Here is a 23052-nt window from a genome sequence, read left to right as displayed (position 1 = left end):
CCGTACGGCACGGACACTGATCGGGCGAGGTCGGGGGAATACCGGGGGAACAGGGCCTGACGCGGTGAATTCGGGTGAGTTCGAGTGAGGGTGAGGCGCGGCCTTGGTGCCGGCTGGGGCGAGCGGAGGCCGTGCGGAACCTGTCAGCCGGTGCCGGAGGGGACGGGCGCCGCGCCGGGGGCGGCTGCGGCGGCTCAGGCCGTCTCGTCGTCGGGGACCGCCGCGAGATCCGCCCTGATCCGGTCGGCGAACCAGCCGACCGCCGACTCGCGCCGGGACAGCGGACCGGGTTCGAACCCCGGGGTGGTGAGTCCTTTCTGTACGCGGGCCACGAGCTCGGCATCCTCGTCGTTGGTGATCCAGCCGATGTGGATGTTGAGCCTCCGCGCGAGACGGGTGCGCAGCGAGGTGCCGACCCGGGTGTAGAACGCGCCGGGAACGGCGACGCGGTCGACGCCCCTGGGGATCGCGGTCCAGGCAAGCACATGGTCGGGGTAGAAGTCGATGAGAGTGTTCGGATAGATGACCGCGTACCGCCAGACCCGGTGGTCGGCCTCGGTGAGGCCGGGCATCGGGGCGGCGAGGCGCTGGTAGAGGCGCTCGGGCCAGTTCGAGGAGGGCTTGTCGCGCAGCGGGGAGGCGAAGAGCGTGTAGGCCTCCTCGATCTCACAGGTGTAGCCCTGGTAGTCGAGCAGCCGCATCAGCCCGGGGTGGGCCACGGGTACGTGGTAGCCCTCCAGGTAGTTGTCGACGGTCACCTTCCAGTTGGCGTGCTGGACCTCGGCGCCGTCGAGGTCGTGGATCCGGTCGCGGCCGACCGGTACCAGGCCGGGACCGGCGTAGTGCCCCACGGCCTCGGCGAGCCCGGCGCACTGCTCGGCGAGCGGGACGGCGTCCGGGTCGTGGTTCACGAAGACGAAGCCGAGGAACGACTCGACGCGGACCGGGAACAGCCCCAGCCTCGGCTTGTCCAGGCACGGGATCTGCCGGGCCTCCGGCGCGCCGACGAGCCGGCCGTCGAGCTTGTAGGTCCAGCCGTGGTACGGGCAGCGGATGGCCTTGCCGCCCGGTTCGGGCGCCGAGACCAGGCGGGTGCCGCGGTGGCGGCAGACGTTGAGGTGAGCGGCGAGGCCGCCGTCCTCGGTGCGTACGACGAGGACTTCGCGTCCGGCCGCGGTCGCGGCGAGCCGTGCGCCCGCGCCGGGCAGGTCCGACTCGTGGCAGACCAGCTGCCAGGACTTGGCGAAGATGTGCCGGTTCTCGGCCTCGGCGACACCCGGGTCGGTGTAGTAGCGGCCCGCCAGCGCCTCGCCCGGCGTGGGCGGTGCGGCTTCCGCGCGGCTGCGCGGCGGCTTCGTGGCGGGCAAGCCGGGGGACGGTCCCGTGGGGGGCGAGCCCGTGGTCCCGGCGGGGGTGGCGGGGGATTTCGCGTACATCGGCTGACTCCAGTGGGGAACTGGCTCGAAGCTGACTGAATGGTTAGTCAGCCTGGGGAGCGACTTGTGAACTGTCAAGGGTTGCGGACTGACTAATCAATTAGTTAGCTTCGGTCCGTCGCCGCGCCGGTTCCTCTGCCGTACGCGGCCCGCCCCGGGCCGTCCCCGCCCGGCTTCGCCGCGCTCCGCGGCCCCGTTCACTTCCCCGACCCGTATCCCGCCACCCGACCTCTCCGGTCACCCCTGCCGTCCCGGCGGTGCCCGGGACGCTCCCGGGCCGCCCGGCACAACCGGTCCCGCCGCACACCCGGTCCGGCGATCCACCCGGTCCGGCAATCCACCAGGTCACCTCCCGGCAGCGGCCGGGTCCCCACACCTCACCCCGGAGGCACGCATGAGCGGTCGTCGGAGTCTGGTCTGGCTCGGCCTCACCCCCGAGCCGGAACGCGAACTTCCCTCGAACGTGGCTGCCCTGCGCAGCCCGCCGACGGCCTCCGCCGTCGAGTACCGCCGCGTGCAGCGACTGATCCTGCACGGCAGCGAGCGCAGCTGGCTGCGCTACCTGGCCGAGGTCACCGAGCTGGTGACCGGCGTCGCGACCGGCACCCGGCCCGGCGACCGCCGGGCCGCCCTGCTGGCCGCCGAGGTCGTCCTCGACCACCACCGGATGCTCATCGGACTGCCGGGCAGCGCCTACGCCCGTACGGCCCGCCAGCGCGACGCCCTGGAGTCCGCGCTCCACAGCCTGCGCACGGGTGACGCCGACGCGGCCGGGAGGGCCGACGACGCCGGCGGCACCGGCCACGGCAGCGACGTCAGCAGGGCCAGGAGGGCCCGCGGCGCACACGGCTCCGGGGACACGGCCCGCTCCCACGACGCCACCTCACACCTTGGAGGGCACGCATGACCACGACGCGAGCCCGCGGGGCACGGCGGACCGCCGTCCGGTCCCTGATGCCCCCCGCAGCAACCGGTCCCGACGCGGGTGAGCGCACCCCCGGCACCGTTCTCGGCCCGCACCCCGACCGGCTGGAGAACGCGCGGACCTACCTCGCCCACGGCGGGTACGCCACCGCCACCGCCCCCGACGCGCTGCCGGGGCTCCTCACCCGGTCAGGGCTGTGCGGGCGCGGCGGCGCGGGCTTCCCGACCGCCGTCAAAATGGCAGCCGTGCGCGACGCAGGCGGTGCGCCCGTCGTCGTCGCCAACGGCGAGGAGGGCGAGCCCGGTTCCGTCAAGGACCGGTGGCTGCTGCGGGCACGCCCCCACCTCGTACTCGACGGCCTCGCCCGGGCGGCCACCGCCATCGGCGCCCGGCGCGGGTACGTCTACCTCTCCGACCCGGCGGCGGCCCGCCACGTCCGGCAGGCCCTCGCGGAGCACCCGCCGCCGCTGTCCGTCCAGGTGGTGGAGACCGAGCACACCTATGTGGCCGGTGAGGAGAGCGCGGTGGTCCGCCGTATCAACGGCGGCCCCGCACTGCCGGCCGCCAAACCGCCCCGGCCCTTCGAACGGGGCGTCGGCGACGAGCCCACCCTCGTCGCCAACGTCGAGACCCTCGCCCGGATCGCCCTCCTCGCCGCCCGCCCCGACCTGAGCCGCCGGATCGCCGAGGCCACCCTGCTGACCGTCTCCGGCGGCGGCGACCACGCCCCGCTGCTCACCGAGGCCCCCTACGGCACGACACTGCGCGAGCTGGCCTCCGCCCACGGCGGACCGGACGGCGGCGCGCATCCCGAGGGGGCGCTCATGGGCGGGCTGTTCGGCGGCGTCGTCGCCGGGGAGTCGCTGGACCTGCCTGTCGACCCCGGCCGCCTCGCCGCGGCGGGCACCGCCCTGGGCTGCGGCGCCATCCGCTTCCTCGGCCCGCAGGACTGCCCCGTGACCGCTGCCGGCGAGGCCGCCGCACACCTCGCCGCCGAGAGCGCCCGCCAGTGCGGCGTGTGTGTCGCCGGTACGGGATCGATCCGCGACGCCCTGCGGCAACTGGCCGCCGGCAGCGCGACGGAGGACGTCCGCGCGTCGCTGGCGCGCTGGTCCGCGGGGCTGCCCGGCCGCGGCGCCTGCGGGCTCCTCGACGCCGCTGCCGGCACCGCGGGCAGCCTGCTGCGCGCCTTCCCGGCAAAGGTCGGTGCCCACCTGGCCGCCCCGTGCACCGTCTGCGCCGCCGGCTTCGGCATGCCGGACGGGCCTCCGGCCTCCACCCGGCTCACCGTGCCCGTGCCCGTGCCCGAGGTGCCGGACACTCCCCAGCCCGCTCCCGGCCAACCGGCCGGGGCCGCTCGCCGCCCCTGAGACGGACCGCTGAAAGGACCGCCATGAAACTCCTGCTGGACTCCACCCTGTGCCAGGGCTACGGCCTGTGCCAGGAACACGCCCCCGAGCTGATCGAACTCGACGAGTGGGGCTACGCCTCCGTCGTCGCCGCCGACGTCCCGCCCGGCGCGGAGAACGCTGCCCGGGACTGCGCCGACAGCTGCCCCAACTCCGCACTCAGGCTGGAGAATTGACATGGCCCGCACGCCCGGCCGGCACCTGACGCCCCTCTTCGACCCCAAGTCCGTCGCCGTCGTCGGCGCCAGTGACGACCCCGCCAAGTACGGCAACGCGATCGCCGCCCAGGTCCTGCGCGCCCCCGGACGCCGCCCCGTACACCTGGTGAACCGGCGCGGTGGCACCGTGCTGGGCAGGACCGCGGCACCCAGCGTCGCCGCGATCGGCGAACAGGTCGACCTCGTCGTGCTCTCCGTTCCCGGAGCGGGCTTCGAGGCCGCCGTCGACGACGCGCTGGCCTGCGGTGCCCGTGCCCTGGTGGCGATCACCGCCGGATTCGCCGAGACCGGCGCCACCGGGCGCGCCCGCCAGCAGGCGATAACCGCCCGCGTCCGCGACGCCGGAGCCGTCCTCGTCGGCCCCAACTGCCTGGGCATCGCCGACAACACCACCGAGCTGTACCTCGCCTCCGGCACCTTCGCTCCCGGCGGCGTCGCCCTGCTCAGCCAGAGCGGCAACCTCGCCCTCGAACTCCAGCTGCGGCTGACGCCGTACGGGCTGGGCTTCTCCCGGTTCGTCTCGCTCGGGAACCAGGCCGACATCACCCTCGTCGACCTCGTCGCCGACTGCGCCAGTCACGAGGGCACTTCGGCCATCGCCGTCTACGCCGAGGACTTCGGCGACGGCCGGGCCTTCGCGGAGGCCGCCGCGGTGGCCGGCAAGCCCGTCGTCCTGCTCACCGCGGGACGCGGCACAGCGTCCGCGCGCAGCGCGCAGTCCCACACCGGAGCCCTGACCACCTCCGCCGACGTGGTGGCCGCCGCCTGCCGCGACGCCGGTGTGCAACTGGTCGCCACCCCCCGGGAGATGGCGACCGTGCTGGCCGCCCTCGGCACCCAGGACCGCCGGGCCGGGAGGCGCACCGCGATCTTCACCGACGGCGGTGGCCACGGCGCGATCGCCGCCGACGCGGCCGAGGCCGCCGGGCTCGACGTCCCCGAACTCGGCGAGCCCGCACAGGCCCGGCTGCGCGAGGTGCTGTGGGAGCAGTCCGCCGTCGGCAACCCCGTGGACCTGGCGGGCATGGGCGAGCAGGACCCCGGCTCCTACGCCACCACGATCGAGGCGCTACTGGCCACCGAAGAGGTCGACACCGTGTTGCTGACGGGCTACTTCGGCGGCTACGCCGCCTCGGAGGCCGGTCTCGGTGAGGGCGGAACGGCACTGTCCGTGGGCGAGCTGGAGGCCGCGCAGGAGATCGTCCGCGCGCACGACGGGCGTCCCAAGCCGCTGGTCGTGCAGTCCATGTACCCCGCCTCGCCCAGCTGCCGGATCCTCGCCGAGGGCGGCATCCCCGTCTTCGGAGCCACCGAGGACGCGGCCCGCGCACTCGCCGCCCTCACCATCAGGGAGCCCGCCGGCCCTGCCGGGGTGCCCCCGCTGCCGCCTCCCGCTCCCGTGGTGACCGACCCCGGCTACCACTCCGTGCGGGCCCTGCTCACCGCCGCGGGCCTGCGCTTTCCCGCGGCCCGCCGAATCACCGGCGAGGAGCAGCTGCGCGCCGCGGCAGCGGAGTTCGACGGTCCGTACGTCCTCAAGGCGCTGCACCTGCTGCACAAGTCCGACGCGGGCGGTGTCGCGCTGCGGCTGCCCGACGAAGCCTCGCTGCTGGCCGCGTACCGCGAGATGGACGCCCGGCTCGGGGCGCCCGCCTACTCGGTCGAGGCCATGGCCGACCTCGGTGACGGGGTCGAACTGATCGTCGGCGTCAACCGGGACCCGCGCTTCGGCCCGGTCGCCATGGTCGGTCTCGGCGGCATCCTCACCGAGACCCTGCAGGACGTCGCGTTCGCCCTGGCACCCGTTCCGGCGGCACGGGCCGAGCGCCTGCTGCGCGGACTGCGCACCGCCGGGCTGCTCGGGGGCGTCCGTGGCCGCCCCGCCGTCGACGTGGCCGCGGCCGCCGAGGCCGTCGCCCGCATCACCGAAGTCGCCGCCGCACACCCCGAGATCGCCGAATTGGAGATCAACCCCCTCCTCGTCCGGCCCGACGGCGCTCTCGCCCTGGACGCCCGCGCCGTACTCGCCTGACCCGACCGCCCCGACCGCCCCGACCCGCCAACCGGCACGTGTCACCCACCGACCGCCTGGAAGGATCGCCATGGACTTCCGCTACACCCCCGAGCAGGCCGACCTCAAGGCCCGCGCCGCCGCCTACTCCCAGCGGCTGATGCAGTACGAGAACGAGTCGGAGGAGGCCGGCGGCCCGCTGCCGGCCGAAACCGTCCGCGCACTCACCCGCGAGGCCATCGACGCGGGTGTGTTCGCGATCAACATGCCCGCCGAGTGGGGTGGCGCCGGACTCAGCCTGCTCGATCAGGTCATCGTCGAGGAGGAGTTCGGCAAGGTCACCAACTGCCTGTGGGACATCCCCTGGCGGCCGGCCAACGTCCTGGCGTACGGCACCGAGGCGCAGCGCGAGAAGTATCTGCTGCCCGTCATCCGCGGCGAACGCTTCGACGCGTTCGCCGTCACGGAGCCCGGCGCCGGATCGGACGCCGGATCCGGTTCCAGCACCGCCGAGAAGACCGAGGGCGGGTGGCTGCTCAACGGTGAGAAGTGGTTCGTCACCTGCGGCGACGTCGCCGACTTCCTGCTGGTGCAGGCGGACGCGGGTCCCGAGCGGCAGCCCACGCTCTTCTTCGTCGGCAAGCAGGCGCCGGGCGTGCGGATGACCCGCGTCCCGCGCTTCATGCACTCGGCGGTCAACGGGCACCCCGAGTTCGTCTTCCAGGACGTGTTCGTCGCCGACGAGGACGTGCTCGGCGGCGTCGGCAAGGGCTACGAACTCACCAAGGAGTGGTTCACCGACGAGCGGCTGATGATCGCCGCCCGTACGACCGGCGCGGCGGAGCGCGCCCTGGAGCTGGCGCGGGAGTGGGCGGTGGAGCGGCGGCAGTTCGGCTCCCGTATCGCCGACTTCCAGCTGATCCAGGGCATGCTCGCGGACTGCGCCGTGGACATCGCCGTCAACCGGGCCTACACCCACCAGGTCGCCTGGGAGGCGGACCAGCCCGGGACCGAACGCAAGGCCCTGCACGCCAAGGCCTCCACGGCGAAGCTGGCCGCGAGCGAGGTGGCCGGCCGGGTCGTCGACCGCTGCCTGCAGATCTTCGGCGGGCGCGGCTACGACCGCTCCTACCCGGTCGAGCGGCTCTACCGCGAGCTGCGGGTCGACCGGATCTGGGAGGGCACGTCCGAGATCCAGCGCCTGATCATCGCCAACGAGCTGATCAAGCGCGGCACCCGGGCCCTCGCCCTGCCCCGTCACTGACTGCCCGACCCGGCTCCCTGACTGCCCGACCCGGCTCCCCGCGTCCGCCGGGTCCGCAGCCCCGCTCCCCGGCCCACGGGCCTTCGTCGTCTCCGCCCCGCCCGTCACTCCGCATCCCAAGGACCGACATGGACTTCCGCCTTACCGCCCGCCAGCAGGAACTCAAGGGCACGGCCCGCAGGCTCACCGACCTCGTCATGAAGTACGAGGAGGACTGTGAGGAGAACAACGGTCTGCCCCCGCAGGCCCACGACGCCATCCGCGTCGCCGTGCTCGACAGCGGCCTCCAGGCCGTCAACATGCCCGCCGAGTGGGGCGGCGCCGGGCTCAGCATCTTCGAGCAGGCCGTCGTCCAGCAGGAGTTGGGCCGGCTGACCGGCGCCCTGTGGGACATGGTCTGGCGCCCGGCCAACGCGCTGCGCTTCTGCACTCCCGAGCAGCGCGAGCGCTTCCTCGTTCCGGTCATCCGCGGCGAGCGCCGCGACTGCTACGCCGTCACCGAACCGGAGGCGGGCTCGGACCCGCAGAACCTCAGCACGACCGCGACCCGCACCTCCGGCGGGCACTGGAGCCTCGACGGGGAGAAGTGGTTCGTCACCGTCGGCGACCACGCCGACTTCCTGATCGTCCTCGCGGCGGCCGGGGACGAGCGGGCACCCACCCTGTTCCTCGTGGACAAGGACACCCCGGGCGTCGAGATGACCCGGGTGCCGCGCTTCATGCACACCTTCGTCTACGAGCACCCCGAGTTCACGTTCACCGATGTGCGGGTGCCCGACGGCGCGGTGCTCGGCGGCATCGGCGAGGGCTACGACATCACCCGCTCCTGGTTCACCGAGGAGCGGCTGATGATCGCGGCGCGCACCATCGGCGCGGCGGAGCGCGCCCTGGAGCTGGCGCGGGAGTGGGCGGTGGAGCGGCGGCAGTTCGGCTCCCGTATCGCCGACTTCCAGCTGATCCAGGGCATGCTCGCGGACTGCGCCGTGGACATCGCCGTCAACCGCGCGTACACCCACCAGGTCGCCTGGGAGGTCACCGAGGGCACCGTCGACCGTAAGACCGCGCACGCCAAGGCGGCCATCGCGAAGCTCGCGGCGAGCGAGGCGTCGGGCCGCGTCGTCGACCGCTGCCTGCAGATCTTCGGCGGGCGCGGTTACGACCGCTCCTACCCGGTCGAGCGGCTCTACCGCGAGCTGCGTGTCGACCGGATCTGGGAGGGCACGTCCGAGATCCAGCGTCTGATCGTCGCGGGCGAGCTGATCAAGCGCGGTACGGGCGTTCTGCAACTGCCCGCCGCCTGACACGCCGTGCTGAAGGGGCGTCCCCGACGGGCGTCCCCGACGTCCCCGACGTCCCCGACGTCCATGCGGGATGTGTCCGAGTGCGCGGGCGCCGCGTCGGACCGCTGACGCGCCCGGCAGACCGGCGAGGCGGATGGACGGACGGCCATGAGCCCCACGGCCGGCCCGTCCGGCGTCACGAGCCGACCACGGGCGGCTCCCGGTCCCGCCGGGAGCCGCCCGCCCGGAAACGTGCCGTCCCGGGACCACCGGGACGGCCATCGTTCGGAAGGAGCCACACATGACGGAGCCGGTGACCGCGGGGCCCGCCCCGCTCCCTGAGCACGGTGCGCCCGTCCGACGGGTCGGCATCGTGGGCTGCGGCCTCATGGGTTCCGGCATCGCCGAGGTGTGCGCCCGGGCCGGGCTCGACGTCGTCGTCGCCGAGTCCGGCGCCGCGGCCGCGGCCGCGGGCCGCTCCCGCATCGCCAGGTCCCTGGAACGCGCCGCCGACGCGGGCAAGCTCACCGCGGCGGACCGGGACGCCGCCCTGGACCGGATCGCCGTGACCGGCGGCCTGGACGGGCTGGACGACCCCGATCTCGTCATCGAGGCCGTCGCGGAGGACGAGACGGCGAAGCTGGAGGTGTTCAGGCGGCTGGACGCCGTGGTGCGGCGCCAGGACGCCGTCCTGGCGACCAACACCTCCTCCCTCCCGGTCATCCGCCTCGCCGCCGCCACCCGACGCCCCGAACATGTCGTGGGCCTGCACTTCTTCAATCCCGTTCCCGTGCTGCCGCTGGTGGAACTGGTTCCGTCGCTCCTGACGAGCGAGCACACCGCGCGCCGCGCCGAGTCCTTCGTCACCCAGGTGCTGGGCAAACAGGTCGTACGAGCCCGGGACCAGTCGGGCTTCGTCGTCAACGCCCTCCTCGTCCCCTACCTCCTCGCGGCCGTGCGCATGGTCGAGTCCGGAACGGCGTCGGCCGAGGACGTCGACCGTGCGATGACGCTCGGATGCGCCCATCCGCTCGGTCCGCTCGCGCTCACCGACCTCATCGGACTCGACACCACCCGGGCCATCGCCGAGTCGCTGTACGGAGAGTTCCGCGAACCCCGCTACGCCCCACCGCCGCTTCTTGCCCGCATGGTCGACGCGGGTCTCCACGGCCGGAAGACCGGCCGTGGCTTCCACACCTACCACTGACCGGTCCCGCCCCGGTCGCGCCCAGTGCCGATGCGGGAAGATGGGACAGGGCGAGAGGCCGGCGCACCCCGGCCACCGGACCGAACGACCAGGGGAGCACGCACGTGTCCACCGCCGAACGCACCCGCGAGCGGATCCTCGCCGCCGCGTGCGAAGTGATCGCCGAGGTCGGCTTCGAGAAGATCCGCATGCGCATGGTCGCCGAGCACGCCGGGGTGTCCACGGCTCTGCTCCACTACCACTTCGAGAACCGCGAGAAGCTCTTCGCCGAGGCGATGACGCACTCCTTCGCCCACACCAGCACCGAACTCGAACGGGACGCGGGCTCGGTGCCCGCCGCCGTCATCCTCGCCCGCATCCTGCGCAACCTCTTGCCGACCGATCCGGAGCTCCGCCAGGACTGGCGGCTGTGGCAGGAGCTGTGGGTGCGGGCGCTGCGTGACGAGACGGCACAGGGCCTCGCCGTGGACCTCTACGACCAGCTGCACAGCTGGGTGGGCGAGGCCCTGCGGCGAGGCATCGGCTCCGGCGAGTTCGCCGACTGCGACATCGACACCACCAGCACCACGCTGCTCGCCCTGTGCGACGGCTTCGGCATCCGCCTCATGCTCGGCGACCCCCGGGTCACCGTCGGGACGGCGCAGACCGCGATCTGGGCGGCGGCGGCCCGGGAGCTGAAGATCACGCCTGAGTTCCCCCGGCTGTGACGCGCCGGTTCTCGCCGTCGTCTCTCCCACGTCTCCGCCGGGACTCGAACCGGCCGTGCAGGGCTGCGGCGGACACACCGCGGAACCGGGGAGCGCCGGGGTACGACCCGGGCCGCAAGGCTCAGGGTAGGGCGGCATGCTGGGGCCATGAGACTCTTCACGGCTCTGCTGCCGCCCGCCCGCGTGCTCGACGGCCCAGGCCAACTCTCCGACAAGGTCGCGGAGTTGCGCTCCCTGGACGACACCGGACGGTTGCGCTGGGCCGACCGTGCCAACTGGCACATCACCCTTGCCTTCTACGGCGAGGTGAGCGACGCGAAGCTCGACGAGCTGTGCGAACGCCTCTCGCGCGCGGCCCGGCGCGGGCACCCGCTGCGCCTGCGGATCGCGGGCGGCGGACGGTTCGGCGACCGCTCCCTGTGGGCCGGTGTCACGGGCGCGCCCCCGGGCGACGGCGGTGAAGGGGAGGAACGGGAGCAAGCGGGCCATGCGCAGGTGAGCGGTCCCGGCGGCGAGATGCACGCGCTGCGGCGGCTGGCCGCCGCCGCGACCGCCGCCGGGCGCCGCACGGGCCTCGGGACGGACGAGCCCCACCAGTTCCGGCCCCATCTGACGCTGGCACGGGCCCGTTCGCACGGGCCCGGTCTGCGCCCGTTCACGGCGGCCCTGGACGGGTTCGCGGGTGAGCCCTGGACCGCGGACGGGCTGGCGCTCGTACGCAGCAATCTGCCGGACAGCGGCGTGCAGGGTGAGCAGCCCCGTTACGAGCAGATCGCGGGCTGGCCGCTGGGAGAGTGAGGGACTTGGTTACCGTTGGGGGCGTGAATACCAAGACGAGGACGCGCATCGTCAGCGGTGCGCTCGTGCTGATGCTCATCGTGGTGGCCGTCGCGGCCGCCGTCGGAGGCTGAGGGCTTCGCAGCCGAAGGCGCTGTCCGGCCCCGGTGCGTCCGGGGCCGGACGGCGCCTGTCCGGTGCGGTTGACCTCTCCGGTCAGAGCACCGGCGGCGCCGCTACCAGGCGAAGGCCTCCGGTGTCGGCCCCGGGCCCGGGAAGATCTCGTCGAGCGAGGCCAGCAGGCCGTCGTCGAGCTTCAGTTCCACCGCGCGCAGTGCCGACTCCAGCTGCTCCGGGACGCGCGGGCCGACGATCGGGCCCGTCACGCCGGGACGGGTGAGCAGCCAGGCGAGGGCCGTCTCACCCGGGTCGAGGCCGTTCCCGGCGAGCAGGTCCTCGTAGCGCTGGATCTGCTCGCGGACCCGGGTGTTCGCCAGTGCGTCCGCCGAACGTCCCGATGTGCTGCGTGCGCCCTCGCCCGACGTCTCCTTACGGATCGCGCCGCCCAGCAGCCCGCCGTGCAGCGGCGACCAGGGGATGACGCCCAGGCCGTACTCCTGCGCCGCGGGGATCACGTCCATCTCGGCGCGGCGTTCGGCGAGGTTGTACAGGCACTGCTCGCTGACGAGGCCGTACGTGCCGCGCCGGGCGGCCGTCTCGTTTGCCTGCGCGATGTGCCAGCCGGCGTGGTTGGACGAACCCGCATAGATGATCTTGCCCTGCTGGATCAGGACCTCGATGGCCTGCCAGATCTCCTCCCAGGGCGTCCTGCGGTCCACGTGGTGGAACTGGTAGAGGTCGATGTGGTCGGTCTGCAGCCGCTTGAGGCTCGCGTCCACGGCGCGGCGGATGTTGAGCGCGGAGAGCCGGTCCTGGTTGGGCGTGCGGTCACCCTCGGCGGCCATGCTCCCGAACACCTTGGTGGCCAGCACGGTCCTCTCGCGGCGGCCGCCGCCCTTGGCGAACCAGGTGCCGATGATCTCCTCGGTGCGGCCCTTCTCGGGGCCCCAGCCGTACACGTTGGCGGTGTCGAAGAAGTTGACGCCGGCGGCCTGCGCGGCGTCCATGATCGTGTGACTTCCGGCCTCGTCGGTCTGCGGTCCGAAGTTCATCGTTCCGAGGACGATCCGGCTGACCTTGAGGCCGGTGCGGCCGAGCTGCGTGTACTCCATGCCTGTAGAGCCAAGCCCTTGGAGTGGGCTCGAAGCAAGCGCCGGGGGGAGCCGGAAGGGAGCCGGAGGGGGCCGGGGGAACGGGCCGGGGGAACGGGCCGGAAGCAGGCGCCGGGCGCCTGCCGGGTACCGCCGTACGGGAGACTGGGGCCATGTCTGTGCTTTGGCGCCGCGCCGTCGCGGCTGTGGGGGTCGGGGGAGCGGCGGGTCTTCTCGCGCTGGGGCCCACGACGGGGGCGTCCGCCGTACCTGCCGTCTCCGCCGCAGGAAACGGCGGAGACGGGGCCTTCCGTATCAAGGACCCCCGGATCACCGAGTCGAGCGGGCTGGCGGCCAGCCGTACGCACAAGGGCGTCTACTGGACGCACAACGACTCGGACGACGGCCCGTACGTCTACGCGGTCGACTCGTCGACGGGCCGGACCGTCGCCACGGTCACCCTCAAGGGCATCGACCCCCGCGACCTGGAGGCCGTCTCGGCCGGCCCCGGCGGCGAGGTGTACGTCGGCGACATCGGCGACAACCTGAACGGCGGCTGGAACGAGGTGTGGATCTACCGCTTCGACGAGCCGGAGGAGCTGCGCGACGTCACGGTGACGCCGACCCGCTACACGGTGCGCTACGCCGACGGGCCGCGCGACGCCGAGTCGCTGATGGTCCATCCGAAGACCGGCCGGGTCTACATCGCGAGCAAGAGCCAGGAGAAGAAGGGCGGCGTGTACGCCGGACCCGAGCGCCTCACACCGTCAGGCGTGAACACTTTCCGCCGCATCGCCCGTACGGAGGTCTGGGCGACGGACGGCGCCTTCTCGCCGGACGGGACGCGGCTGGTGCTGCGCGGCTACTTCGGGGGCGAGATGTTCCGGTGGCGGGACGGGAAGCCCGAGGCCCTGGACACCCCCGTCAGCGTGCCCGTGGCAGGGCAGGGCGAGTCGGTGACGTTCACCGCGGACGGGCGCACCCTGATGTGCGGCTCGGAGGGCAAGGGCAGCACGGTCGACCCGCTGGAGCTGGACGGGGAACTGCTGCCGGAGAGCGTCCCGGCGGGCGAGGGGCAGGCGGACGGCGGCACGGAGGGCGGCGGTGCCGCGAGCGGCGGTGACGAGGGGAAGCTCAGCGAGAAGAAGGTCGTCGTGGGAGGCGCGGCTGTTGCGGTCGCCGTGGTGCTGTGGACGTTGCTGCGGCGGATCTTCCGGCGGCGCGGCTGACCCGCGGGTCACCGCTCACCGTCACCCCTCGCCGCGTCGCCGCGTTTCCGCGTCTCCGCCCTTCTTTCGTCGATGAGTGTCTGGAATCCGTCCAGCAGTGCCCGCAGCCCGAGCCGCATGGTCTCGCGGGCGCTCATCGAGAAGGAGTCCTCCGGCATGGCGGCCAGATGCGGGTACTGGCCGGTGCTCATCGCCCGTTCCAGATAGGGCACTTGGGCGTCCCAGAACTCCCGCTCGGACCGGCTGGAGCGCTCCGTGGCCTGCTGCTGCAGTACGTGTGTGCGCGCGGCGCCCAGCACGTAGTTGTCGAGGCCGCTCAGCAGGCCGATCTTCTCCCTGCCCGCCAGCTCCAGCCCGTCCAGCGCCGCCAGCGCGAACTCGACGCTCATCAGCGAGGCCGGGCCGAGAACAGGGCGCACGTACGAGACCTGCAGCAGCCAGGGGCTGTTGATGTAGCGCTTCCAGGCACCCTCGGCGATCAGCTCCATGCTGGTGCGCCAGTCCTTGCCGCGGTACTCGTCCAAGTCCCCGGCCGGGCCGTTGACGTGGTCGAGCATCAGGTCGAGCAGCTCGCCCTTGCCCGGCACGTACCGGTAGAGCGTCATGGTGCCCACGCCCAGCTCGGAGGCGACCCTGCGCATGGAGAGCGCTGAGAGGCCCTCGTCGTCGGCGAGTGCGACGGCTGTGGCGACGATCCGTTCCAGCGTCAGGCCCGGCTTGGGTCCGCGGCTGGGCTGCTCCTTGCCCCGCCAGAGCAGGTCCAGGGTGCGGGTGAGATCGCCCGTGCCGCTGTACTCGGTCGTCATGCGCGCCCGCCCGCCGTCGAACGGAGGTGCGCTCGCCGGCATGTGCGGGGCTGCGCCTGGCGCGGTGTTCGTGGCTGTCTCGTCGGCATCGTGGCCGCCATCCTAAGCCGCTTGCGTAAATCTGCGTGCGCTGTACGCTGTTCTTTATGAGTACACCGTACCCAATTTCTCTGGCCCGCAGTGCGTGCAGTGCGCACTGCCCGGAAGCAAGGGGGGAGCAGCTGTGACAACCACACCGGGGGAGGCCCCGCCGGCGGGCGGCCGGGAGTTCTCGGTCGTCGCCCAGGGGCTGCGCAAGAACTACGGCGACAAGCGCGCACTGGACGGCCTGGACCTGGCGGTGCCGCGCGGCACCGTCTTCGGCCTGCTCGGCCCGAACGGCGCGGGCAAGACGACGGCGGTGCGCATCCTGTGCACCCTCAGCAGGGCCGACGGCGGCAGCGCCGGCGTCGGCGGCCACGACGTGACGAGCCGGCCCCGCGAGGTGCGCCGCAGCATCGGCCTCGCCGGGCAGCACCCGGCGGTCGACGAGATCATGACCGCCCGTCAGAACCTGGAGATGTTCGGGCGGCTGTTCCACCTCGGCCGTGCGCGGGCGCGGCTCCGCGCGGGCGAGCTGCTGGAGCAGTTCGGCCTGAGCGACGCCGCCGGGCAGCAGCCCAAGAACTTCAGCGGCGGCATGCGCCGCCGCCTCGACCTCGCCTCCAGCATGATCCTCGCCCCGGAGGTGCTCTTCCTGGACGAGCCGACGACCGGACTGGACCCGCGAGGGCGCAGCGAGGTGTGGCAGGCGGTGCGGTCGCTGACGGAGACCGGCACGACCGTGCTGCTGACGACGCACTATCTGGACGAGGCCGACAAGCTGGCGGACCGCATCGCGGTCATCGACCGCGGCCGTAACGTCACCGACTCCTCGCCCGCCTTCGGTGGCGAGACGCCCACGCCCGCGGCCCTGAAGCGGGCGATCGGAGGGGACCGCATCGAGGTGATGGCCCGCGAGGCCGCCGACATGCCGGACATCGTCAAGGCCGTGGCCAGGGTCGCTGCCGAGGGCAGCGAACCGGAGACCGAGGACGCGACCGGGCGCATCCATGCGTCCGTCCCCGCCGGGGAGGGCGTGGCCGCACTGACGGAGGTCGCGCGCGGCCTGCAGGAGGCCGGCATCACCGTCGAGGACATCGGTCTGCGCCGGCCCACGCTGGACGAGGTCTTCCTGACGCTGACCCGGGAGAAGCAGGAGGCCGCAGCATGAGCAGCGACGTCACCGGAACCGTCACCGGAACCACCGACGGGACCACCGCAGCAACCGCGGCCGGAACCCCCGGCGGGACCGCGGCCGCGACCGCCGCCGGCCCGGGCGCTCCGCTGCCGCCGCCCGCGCACGGCTCGGCCGGGGAGCGGCGCCTGTACTGGGCGCTGGCCGACTGCTGGACGGTCGTACGGCGGGACCTGACCCACCTCGCCAAGCAACCCTCGGTCATCGCCTGGCAGTTGGGCTTCCCGATCGTCTCCGTCCTGCTCTTCGTCTTCGTCTTCGGCAGCGCGATGGACGTCGGCGAGGGCGTGGACTACAAGGACTACGCGATGCCCGGCATGTTCGCGATGACGATGGCCTTCGGCTTCATGAACACCGCGATGAGCGTCGTCATCGACAAGGAACGCGGCGTCACCGACCGCTTCCGCTCCATGCCGATGGCGCCCTCGGCGGTCGTCACGGGGCGCGGCGTCTCCGACGTCCTGCACGCCGCGCTCGACCTGCTGGTGATGGCGGGGATCGCGCTCGTCGTGGGCTGGCGCTCGGACGGAGGGCTGTTCGCGACGGTGTACGCCTTCGCGCTGCTCCTCCTCCTGCGCTTCTCACTCATCTGGGTCGGGGTCTGGCTCGGCTTGATCGCCCCGAACCAGGAGGTGGCGGGCAATCTCTTCGCCGTGGCCTTCCCGTTCGGGATGATCTCCAGCGTCTTCACGCCGCCGTCGGCGATGCCGGACTGGCTGGGCGCCATCGCCATGTGGAACCCGGTCTCCGCCACCTCGAACGCCGTCCGCGAGCTGTACGGGAACCCGCTGCCGGTGGGGAGCAGCTGGATCGAGCAGAACTCGGCGCTGATGGCCGTGGTCTCGCCGCTGGTCATCACGGCGGTCTTCCTGCCGCTGGCCGTACGGAAGTTCCAGCGGCTCTCGGCCTGACACCCGGCGGCGCCCGGCACCCGGCGGTGGCTGATACCCGGTGGTGCGGGCGAGCGAGGCGGGCCCGGGCGTTCTCACGACGCCCGGGCCCGCCTCCTGTCCGTGCGCGCTGCCTACTGGTTCTCGATGACGTAGTCCACGCAGCGTGTGAGCGCCTCGACGTCGGAGGGTTCGACGGCGGGGAACATCGCCACGCGGAGCTGGTTGCGCCCCAGCTTGCGGTAGGGCTCCGTGTCGACCACGCCGTTGGCGCGGAGCACCTTGGCGACGGCCGCGGCGTCGACGTCGTCGCCGAAGTCGATCGTGCCGACCACCTGCGAGCGCTGCGCCGGGTCGGAGACGAAGGGCGAGGCGAACTTGGCGTCCTCGGCCCATCCGTACAGCGTCCGGGAGGACGTCGCGGTGCGGCGCACCGCCCAGTCCAGGCCGCCCTGGCCGTTGATCCACTCCAGCTGGTCGTTCAGCAGGAAGAGAGTGGAGACGGCGGGAGTGTTGTACGTCTGGTTCTTGCGGGAGTTGTCGATCGCGGTCTGCAGGTCGAAGAACGCCGGGATGTGCCGGTCGGACGCGGCCAGGCGCTCCGCACGCTCGATCGCGGCGGGCGAGAAGACGGCGATCCACAGGCCGCCCTCGGACGCGAAGGACTTCTGCGGGGCGAAGTAGTACACGTCGCTCTCGCGCACGTCGACCGGGAGACCGCCCGCGCCGGAGGTGGCGTCGACGAGCACCAGCGCGCCGTCGTCGGCACCCGCCACACGCCGGATGGGCATGGCGACGCCGGTGGATGTCTCGTTGTGGGTGAAGGCGTAGACGTCGGTGCCGGCTTCGGCCCGCGGAGCCGGGTGGGTGCCGGGCTCCGACTCGATCACCGTGGGCTCGCCCAGCCACGGTGCCTGCTTGGAGGCCTTAGCGAACTTGCTGGAGAACTCGCCGAAGGAGAGGTGCTGCGACCTGGACTCGATCAGCCCGTGCGTCGCGATGTCCCAGAAGGCGGTCGTACCGCCGTTGCCGAGGACCACTTCGTAGCCCTCCGGCAGCTGGAACAGGTCCTTGACGCCCTCACGCACCCGGCCGACGAGGTTCTTCACCGGGGCCTGGCGGTGTGAGGTGCCGAGAAGTGATGTGCCGGTGGCAGCCAGCGCGTTCAGCGCCTCCGTACGCACCTTGGACGGGCCCGAGCCGAATCGACCGTCGGCGGGCTTGATGTCAGCGGGAATCTGGAGATCAGCCACACAGGCAGCCTAGTGCGTTCCTTCACATGGCACGGCAGGTGGTCCAGCGGGTGAGACGAACGCCCTGCTCGGGCCGGGTCTGGTGGAGTCCCCCTCCACGGAAGGCATGTACCTCCGCGGAGGGGGCCGGCGGCCGGTGCTGTGTTCTCAACTGCCGGCGCCTTCATCCCGTGCAGCGCTGCGAGATGCACAGACTCGGGTCTCCGTTCACGGCTTGTTCAACCACGCGGGTGCCGAACGACTGCGGACGGGTTCAGGAGGCGCCCGCTCCTCGTCCGCCTCGTCCGACTCGTCCTCCCCGCCCTTCCCGTCCGGGGGCTCCGGGACCGGGGGCGATCACGACGCCGCCGCCGTACGGGTGGGGCTCGGGCACCGACGGCGGAGCCCCGTCCAGCTCCTGGAGCAGCAGTCTGCGCAGCCGCCGTCCGCTGCGGCGGTAGAAGCGGCGCTGTGTGAGACGTCCGAAGAGCAGAAAGCCGTACCGGATCAGGGGACTGCGGATCGGGGCGCGGCGGGAGTATCCGGCGATGACGAAGTCCACGCGGCCCGTGGCCAGATGCTTGACGACCTCGTATGTGAGCTCGCCCTCTTCCAGGTGGCCGTCGAGCGTGCGGTAGCTCCAGCCCCAGACGCGGCGTGCGCCCGCGTCCGAGCCGCGCGTGACGTCCGTCACGGAGGTGACGCGTACGCCCATGTCGAAGCGCAGCCCGCAGAAGCGGCCTTCGAGGAGCATGTTCCGTCCCGGCAGCGGCTCTCCGGCGTCGTAGAGAGCGCGCAGGATGCGGGGATCGGCGAACTGGTAGTCGCGCACGAGACGGCACGCCGTCTCCCACGGGCCTCCCGCGGCCGGCGCCCCGGCGGGCTCCGCGGGCAGCGCCTGCACGAGCGTGTCGAATTGCCAGCCGGAGGCGGGGGCGGGGTCCGGCGGCGGCTCCGCGTAGTTGACGCCGAGGCCGCGGAGGGCGCGCAGCGTCCTGACCGCACGCTCACGGCGCAGGCGTCGCTCACGGATCATTCAGGGCCGGGCCTTCGGGGTCAGTCGAACTCCCGCAGCGACTGACTCATCAGCCACAGCATCGGAGCCCACATGGAGACGAAGAGTGCGCGGCGTTCCGCGTTGCCGCGCTCGTCCTGGTCCACACTCGCGGCGCGCGACCACAGGGCCACGCAGAGCGCGATCGAGCCCAGGGACGCGGCTTCCAGGTGCCCGCTTCGCAGACCGAGCATCCGCAGCAGGCGTCCGGTCCGCATGACGACCTCCTTCGCCGCCCCGGCGGGCGGCCGTTCCTCGGACATCCAGATCGCTCATGTATCGCTCATATGGTGTCATAAGCCGCATGAGCGCACTCCGCAGAGCCTCGTCCGGTGGTGTGACTCTCAGGCGGCGGGCCGGGACCCTGCTGCGGCTTCCGGCCGGCATCCTGCTGGTCTCATGGCAGTACTTCTGGCGCATCACGGCCCTCCACCGGAGCGAGACGCGCGGCGACGAGGGCGATCTGCCGCCGCCCATCCCGCCGGACGCCGTGGACGAGCGGAGCAAGCTGCTCTCCGACGGCGTCGGGCCGATGTTCCACCGCCGATTCAGGGTCCGCATCGTCGGGGCGCGGATGAGCGCCGGTGAGCTGGCCGCCACCGTGGCGGCGAACCCGAACCGGGCCGCCCCGTGGACCGTCGCGGTCTTCGTCAAGACCCGCGGTGAGAGGGGGAAGCTGCGCGTCGGCGACGAGTACCGGGTGCAGATGCCGGGCCCCTGGGACGGGCCCGTACGCGTCGTGCACAGCGGTCCGGCCTCCTTCAGGCTCGGCACCCTGCGGGGCCATCTGGAGGCGGGGCAGATTCAGTTCAGCGCGCGCGCCACCGGTGACGGCGCACTCGAGTTCCAGGTCGAGGCGTGGTCGCGGGCCGGGGACCGGATGGCGGCGCTGCTCTACAGCCGGCTGCGGGTGGCCAAGGAGATCCAGTTCAACATGTGGGTGCACTTCTGCCTCAACGCCGCCGCCTTCTCCGGCGGGCGTCCCTCCGGCGGCGTCGTGATCGAGACCCGGGGAGTCCCGGCCGGGCTCTGCCGGGACGCCGACGGGCGCTGAAGGCGGACGGGTCGGTGGGGAGGGTGCCCCTCAGGCACGATCACCGTGCACGCTGGTGGCATGGCACATGCACAGGCGCGGGTGGCGGCAGACGGACGGGCAGACGGACAGGCAGGCGAGCGGGAGCGGGCGCGCGAGGCCGAACGGGCACGCGAGGTCGAAGGCGCGCTGCGGCAGGCGCTGCGAGGCGGAGAGGTCGAGTTCGGCACCGGCACGCGCTCGCTGTTCACCATGGACGCCTCGAACTACAGGCGCGTGCCGCTGGGCGTGGTCGCGCCCCGCGACGCGGACGACGTCGAGGCGGTGCTGGCCGTCTGCCGCGAGCGGGGTGTGCCCGTGCTGGCACGCGGCGCCGGTACGTCCATCGCGGGGCAGGCCACCGGGACCGGAGTGGTGCTCGACTTCACCCGGCACATGGACCGCATCGAGTCCGTCGACCCGGAGACGCGCACCGCGCTCGTACAGCCCGGCGTGATCCTCGACCGGCTGCGTGACGCCGCCGCGCCGCACGGGCTGACCTTCGGGCCCGATCCCTCCACGCACAGCCGCTGCACCCTCGGCGGGATGATCGGCAACAACTCCTGCGGCTCGCACTCCGTCGCCTGGGGCACGACGGCCGACAACGTGCGCGAGCTGGAGGTGACCGGCTACGGCGGGCGGCGGATGACGCTCGCCCGCGGCGGTGAGGGCGTGCCGTCCGCGCTGCGCGAGGACGCCCGTGCGCTGGTGCGGGAGGAGCTGTCGCGGCTGCGCACCGGCTTCCCCGAACTGCCGCGCCGCATCTCCGGTTACGCCCTGGACGAGCTGCTGCCCGAGAAGGGCGAGGACTGGGCCCGCGTCTTCACCGGCAGCGAGGGGACGCTGGGCGTCCTGACGCGGGCACGCGTCTCGCTCGTGCCGGTGCCTGGGGCGCGCGTGCTCGCCGTGCTCGGATACGCGGACGAGAGCGCGGCGGCGGAGGCCGCGGCGGGGCTCCTTCCGTACGGACCGCTGACCGTCGAGGGCATGGCGAACGACCTCGTCTCGGACGCGGCCAGGAGCGGACTGCCGCGCGGCGGTGCCTGGCTGTTCGTCGAGATCGGGGGCGACGACGAGGCGCACGCGCGCTCACGGGCCGGGGAGCTGTGCCGGGCCGCCGCCGCTGACGGCACGACCGACCACAGCCTCGTCGTCGAGGCGGCGGCGCAGCGCGCGCTGTGGCGCATCCGCGAGGACGCCTCCGGCACGGCGACGCGGCTTCCCCTGTCCGGGGACGCCACCCAGGCCGACGGTTCCGGCGGAGTGGACCGCGAGGCGTGGCCCGGCTGGGAGGACTGCGCGGTTCCGCCGCCCCGGCTGGGCGCGTATCTGCGGGACTTCAGGGCGCTGCTGCGACAGCACGGGCTGCACGGACTGCCGTACGGGCACTTCGGCGACGGCTGCATCCACGTACGCATCGACTTCGACCTGATGAGCGAGGCGGGCATCCGGCGCTTCCGCGATTTCTCGGCGGACCTGGCCGACACCGTCGTCGCGCACGGCGGTTCCCTCTCCGGCGAACACGGCGACGGGCAGGCGCGCGCCGAACTGCTGCCGAGGATGTACGGGGAGGAGATGGTCGGCCTCTTCGGACGCTTCAAGGACATGTGGGACCCGGACGGCGGGCTCAACCCGGGAATGCTGGTGCGGCCCGCGCGCATCGACGAGAACCTGCGCTTCGCGCCGCTGCCGCGCGAGCCGGTCGACGTGGAGTTCGGCTACCCGCACGACGGCGGCGACTTCTCGGCGGCGGTGCGCCGCTGCGTGGGCGTCGCCAAGTGCCGTAACACGGACGCCGGTTCGAGCGTGATGTGCCCGTCGTTCCGCGCGACCGGCGAGGAACAGCACTCCACGCGCGGACGTGCGCGGCTGCTGCACGAGATGCTCGCGGGTGAAGTGGTCACCGACGGCTGGCAGTCGGAAGAGGTGCGGGAGGCCCTCGACCTGTGTCTCTCGTGCAAGGGCTGCCGCAGCGACTGCCCGGTGGGCGTCGACATGGCCACGTACAAGGCCGAGTTCATGCACCACCACTACGAGGGCAGGCGCCGGCCGATGGCCCACCACTCGATGGGGCGGCTGCCGCAGTGGCTCCGGCTGGCCGCGGCGAGCCGGATGGTTCCGCTGCTCAACGCGGCAGCCCGCGTACGGCCGTTGGCGGCCGTGGCGAAGCGGCTCGGCGGCATCGCGCCGGAACGGGACATCCCCGCGCTGCCGCGCGAGCCGTTCACGCGGTGGTGGCGCAGGAGGGCGCGCGGGGGTGCGCGGGGTGCGGGTGCCGGGCGGGAGATCGTGCTGTGGCCGGACACCTTCACCAACTACCTGTCGCCCGAGGCCGGTTCGGCCGCCGTGCGGGTGCTGGAGGACGCCGGTCTGCGGGTGGCCGTCCCGGACAGGCAGGTGTGCTGCGGCCTCACGTACGTCTCCACGGGCCAGCTCGACCGGGCGCGTGAGGTGATGCGCCGCACCCTGGACCGCATCGAGCCCGCCCTGGACGCGGGTCTGCCGGTCACCGTCCTGGAGCCGCCGTGCGCCGCCGCCCTGCGGACGGACGTACCGGAGCTGCTGGGCGACGACCCGCGTGCGCGGCGGCTTGCCGGAGCCGTACGGACGTTCGCGCAGACGCTGGAGGAGTACGCCCCGGACTGGGAGCCGCCACGTGTCGGCCGTCCCGTCGCGGGCCAGACCCACTGCCACCAGCACGCCGTCATCGGCGACGCGGAGGACCGGCGGCTGCGCGAACGGGCCGGGCTGACAGGTGAGTTGAGCAAGGGCTGCTGCGGCCTCGCGGGCAACTTCGGCTTCGAGAAGGGGCACTACGAGGTGTCGGCGGCCTGCGCCGAGGACCAACTGCTGCCCGCCGTACGGCAGGCGGCGCCCGGCACGGAGCTGCTGGCCGACGGCTACTCGTGCCGTACGCAGCTGGAGCAGCTCGGCGGTCACCGCAGCCGGCATCTGGCGGAGGTGCTGGCGGAAAGGCTGGACGCGCGGGACGGGTGAAGGCCGGACACCGGTGAACCGGCAGGCCGTGCCTCCGGGCTCCGGTCGTTG

20 protein-coding genes are annotated in these 23052 nt (G+C 73.0%); 14 read left to right on the top strand and 6 right to left on the bottom strand.

Going from position 1 to position 23052, the window contains the following annotated elements; translation table 11 throughout:
• Window positions 1-194: 194 nt before the first annotated feature.
• Window positions 195-1367: an aromatic ring-hydroxylating oxygenase subunit alpha gene (locus AN215_RS09185; protein WP_070013872.1), complete on the bottom strand. Its 1173-nt coding sequence runs from the start codon at window positions 1365-1367 to the stop codon at window positions 195-197.
• A 463-nt stretch (window positions 1368-1830) separates the two neighbouring features.
• On the opposite strand from AN215_RS09185, the gene AN215_RS09180 reads away from it, so the two are divergent.
• The 9 genes from AN215_RS09180 (at window position 1831) to AN215_RS09140 (ending at window position 11255) form a co-directional block, all read left to right on the top strand.
• On the top strand, window positions 1831-2343 hold the full coding sequence (locus AN215_RS09180; RefSeq protein ID WP_070013083.1) for a hypothetical protein: 513 nt from the start codon (window positions 1831-1833) through the stop codon (window positions 2341-2343).
• Window positions 2340-3731 (top strand): NADH-ubiquinone oxidoreductase-F iron-sulfur binding region domain-containing protein, encoded by a 1392-nt coding sequence (locus AN215_RS09175; RefSeq protein ID WP_070031137.1) that lies wholly within the window; start codon window positions 2340-2342, stop codon window positions 3729-3731. Before AN215_RS09180 ends, AN215_RS09175 begins: the two co-directional genes overlap by 4 nt.
• A 23-nt stretch (window positions 3732-3754) precedes the next feature.
• A complete protein-coding gene (locus AN215_RS09170) occupies window positions 3755-3946 on the top strand; it encodes a ferredoxin (protein ID WP_070013084.1) in 192 nt (63 codons plus the stop codon).
• A 1-nt stretch (window position 3947) separates the two neighbouring features.
• Window positions 3948-6020 carry an acetate--CoA ligase family protein gene (locus AN215_RS09165; RefSeq protein ID WP_070013085.1) on the top strand — a complete coding sequence of 691 codons (2073 nt, stop codon included), beginning with the start codon at window positions 3948-3950 and terminating at the stop codon, window positions 6018-6020.
• A gap of 70 nt (window positions 6021-6090) precedes the next feature.
• On the top strand, window positions 6091-7263 hold the full coding sequence (locus tag AN215_RS09160; protein WP_070013086.1) for an acyl-CoA dehydrogenase family protein: 1173 nt from the start codon (window positions 6091-6093) through the stop codon (window positions 7261-7263).
• Between the two features lie 128 nt (window positions 7264-7391).
• A complete protein-coding gene (locus AN215_RS09155; protein WP_070013087.1) occupies window positions 7392-8564 on the top strand; it encodes an acyl-CoA dehydrogenase family protein in 1173 nt (390 codons plus the stop codon).
• A 280-nt stretch (window positions 8565-8844) separates the two neighbouring features.
• Window positions 8845-9750, top strand: coding sequence for a 3-hydroxybutyryl-CoA dehydrogenase (locus tag AN215_RS09150; RefSeq protein WP_070031136.1), 906 nt, complete (start codon window positions 8845-8847; stop codon window positions 9748-9750).
• A gap of 104 nt (window positions 9751-9854) precedes the next feature.
• Window positions 9855-10457: a TetR/AcrR family transcriptional regulator gene (locus tag AN215_RS09145; RefSeq protein ID WP_070013089.1), complete on the top strand. Its 603-nt coding sequence runs from the start codon at window positions 9855-9857 to the stop codon at window positions 10455-10457.
• 147 nt (window positions 10458-10604) lie between these two features.
• On the top strand, window positions 10605-11255 hold the full coding sequence (locus tag AN215_RS09140; protein WP_070013090.1) for a 2'-5' RNA ligase family protein: 651 nt from the start codon (window positions 10605-10607) through the stop codon (window positions 11253-11255).
• 215 nt (window positions 11256-11470) lie between these two features.
• Here the strand turns inward: AN215_RS09140 and AN215_RS09135 are convergent, their stop codons facing one another.
• The gene (locus AN215_RS09135) at window positions 11471-12466 is read right to left on the bottom strand and encodes an aldo/keto reductase (protein ID WP_070013091.1); all 996 of its coding nucleotides are present in this window, start codon (window positions 12464-12466) and stop codon (window positions 11471-11473) included.
• Window positions 12467-12618: 152 nt separating this feature from the next.
• Here AN215_RS09135 and AN215_RS09130 point away from each other — a divergent pair, with 152 nt between their 5' ends.
• Window positions 12619-13674 (top strand): hypothetical protein, encoded by a 1056-nt coding sequence (locus tag AN215_RS09130; protein ID WP_245694360.1) that lies wholly within the window; start codon window positions 12619-12621, stop codon window positions 13672-13674.
• A gap of 8 nt (window positions 13675-13682) precedes the next feature.
• Here the strand turns inward: AN215_RS09130 and AN215_RS09125 are convergent, their stop codons facing one another.
• Window positions 13683-14480, bottom strand: coding sequence for a TetR/AcrR family transcriptional regulator (locus AN215_RS09125; protein ID WP_070013874.1), 798 nt, complete (start codon window positions 14478-14480; stop codon window positions 13683-13685).
• Between the two features lie 223 nt (window positions 14481-14703).
• On the opposite strand from AN215_RS09125, the gene AN215_RS09120 reads away from it, so the two are divergent.
• Together AN215_RS09120 and AN215_RS09115 are read left to right on the top strand one after the other, a co-directional pair.
• Window positions 14704-15732, top strand: coding sequence for an ATP-binding cassette domain-containing protein (locus AN215_RS09120; RefSeq protein ID WP_070013092.1), 1029 nt, complete (start codon window positions 14704-14706; stop codon window positions 15730-15732).
• Complete coding sequence (locus AN215_RS09115; RefSeq protein WP_079122838.1) at window positions 15729-16667, top strand: ABC transporter permease; 939 nt, start codon at window positions 15729-15731, stop codon at window positions 16665-16667. Before AN215_RS09120 ends, AN215_RS09115 begins: the two co-directional genes overlap by 4 nt.
• A gap of 113 nt (window positions 16668-16780) precedes the next feature.
• Here the strand turns inward: AN215_RS09115 and serC are convergent, their stop codons facing one another.
• The 3 genes from serC to AN215_RS09100 form a co-directional block, all read right to left on the bottom strand.
• Complete coding sequence (serC, locus tag AN215_RS09110; protein ID WP_070013093.1) at window positions 16781-17899, bottom strand: phosphoserine transaminase; 1119 nt, start codon at window positions 17897-17899, stop codon at window positions 16781-16783.
• 253 nt (window positions 17900-18152) lie between these two features.
• Window positions 18153-18914: a DUF1990 family protein gene (locus AN215_RS09105; RefSeq protein ID WP_070013094.1), complete on the bottom strand. Its 762-nt coding sequence runs from the start codon at window positions 18912-18914 to the stop codon at window positions 18153-18155.
• Between the two features lie 20 nt (window positions 18915-18934).
• Entirely contained in the window at window positions 18935-19195 is a 261-nt protein-coding gene (locus tag AN215_RS09100) for a hypothetical protein (protein ID WP_245694358.1), read from the bottom strand.
• Window positions 19196-19236: 41 nt separating this feature from the next.
• Here AN215_RS09100 and AN215_RS09095 point away from each other — a divergent pair, with 41 nt between their 5' ends.
• The gene (locus tag AN215_RS09095) at window positions 19237-19986 is read left to right on the top strand and encodes a DUF1990 family protein (protein WP_079122837.1); all 750 of its coding nucleotides are present in this window, start codon (window positions 19237-19239) and stop codon (window positions 19984-19986) included.
• A 60-nt stretch (window positions 19987-20046) separates the two neighbouring features.
• Window positions 20047-23001 (top strand): FAD-binding and (Fe-S)-binding domain-containing protein, encoded by a 2955-nt coding sequence (locus tag AN215_RS09090; RefSeq protein WP_079122836.1) that lies wholly within the window; start codon window positions 20047-20049, stop codon window positions 22999-23001.
• The last annotated feature ends 51 nt before the right edge of the window (window positions 23002-23052 follow it).

Source organism: Streptomyces abyssalis, from assembly GCF_001751365.1.
GTDB lineage: Bacteria > Actinomycetota > Actinomycetes > Streptomycetales > Streptomycetaceae > Streptomyces > Streptomyces abyssalis.
Note: the sequence above shows the minus strand (reverse complement) of the source record. Positions and strands in the feature narration are given on the sequence as shown.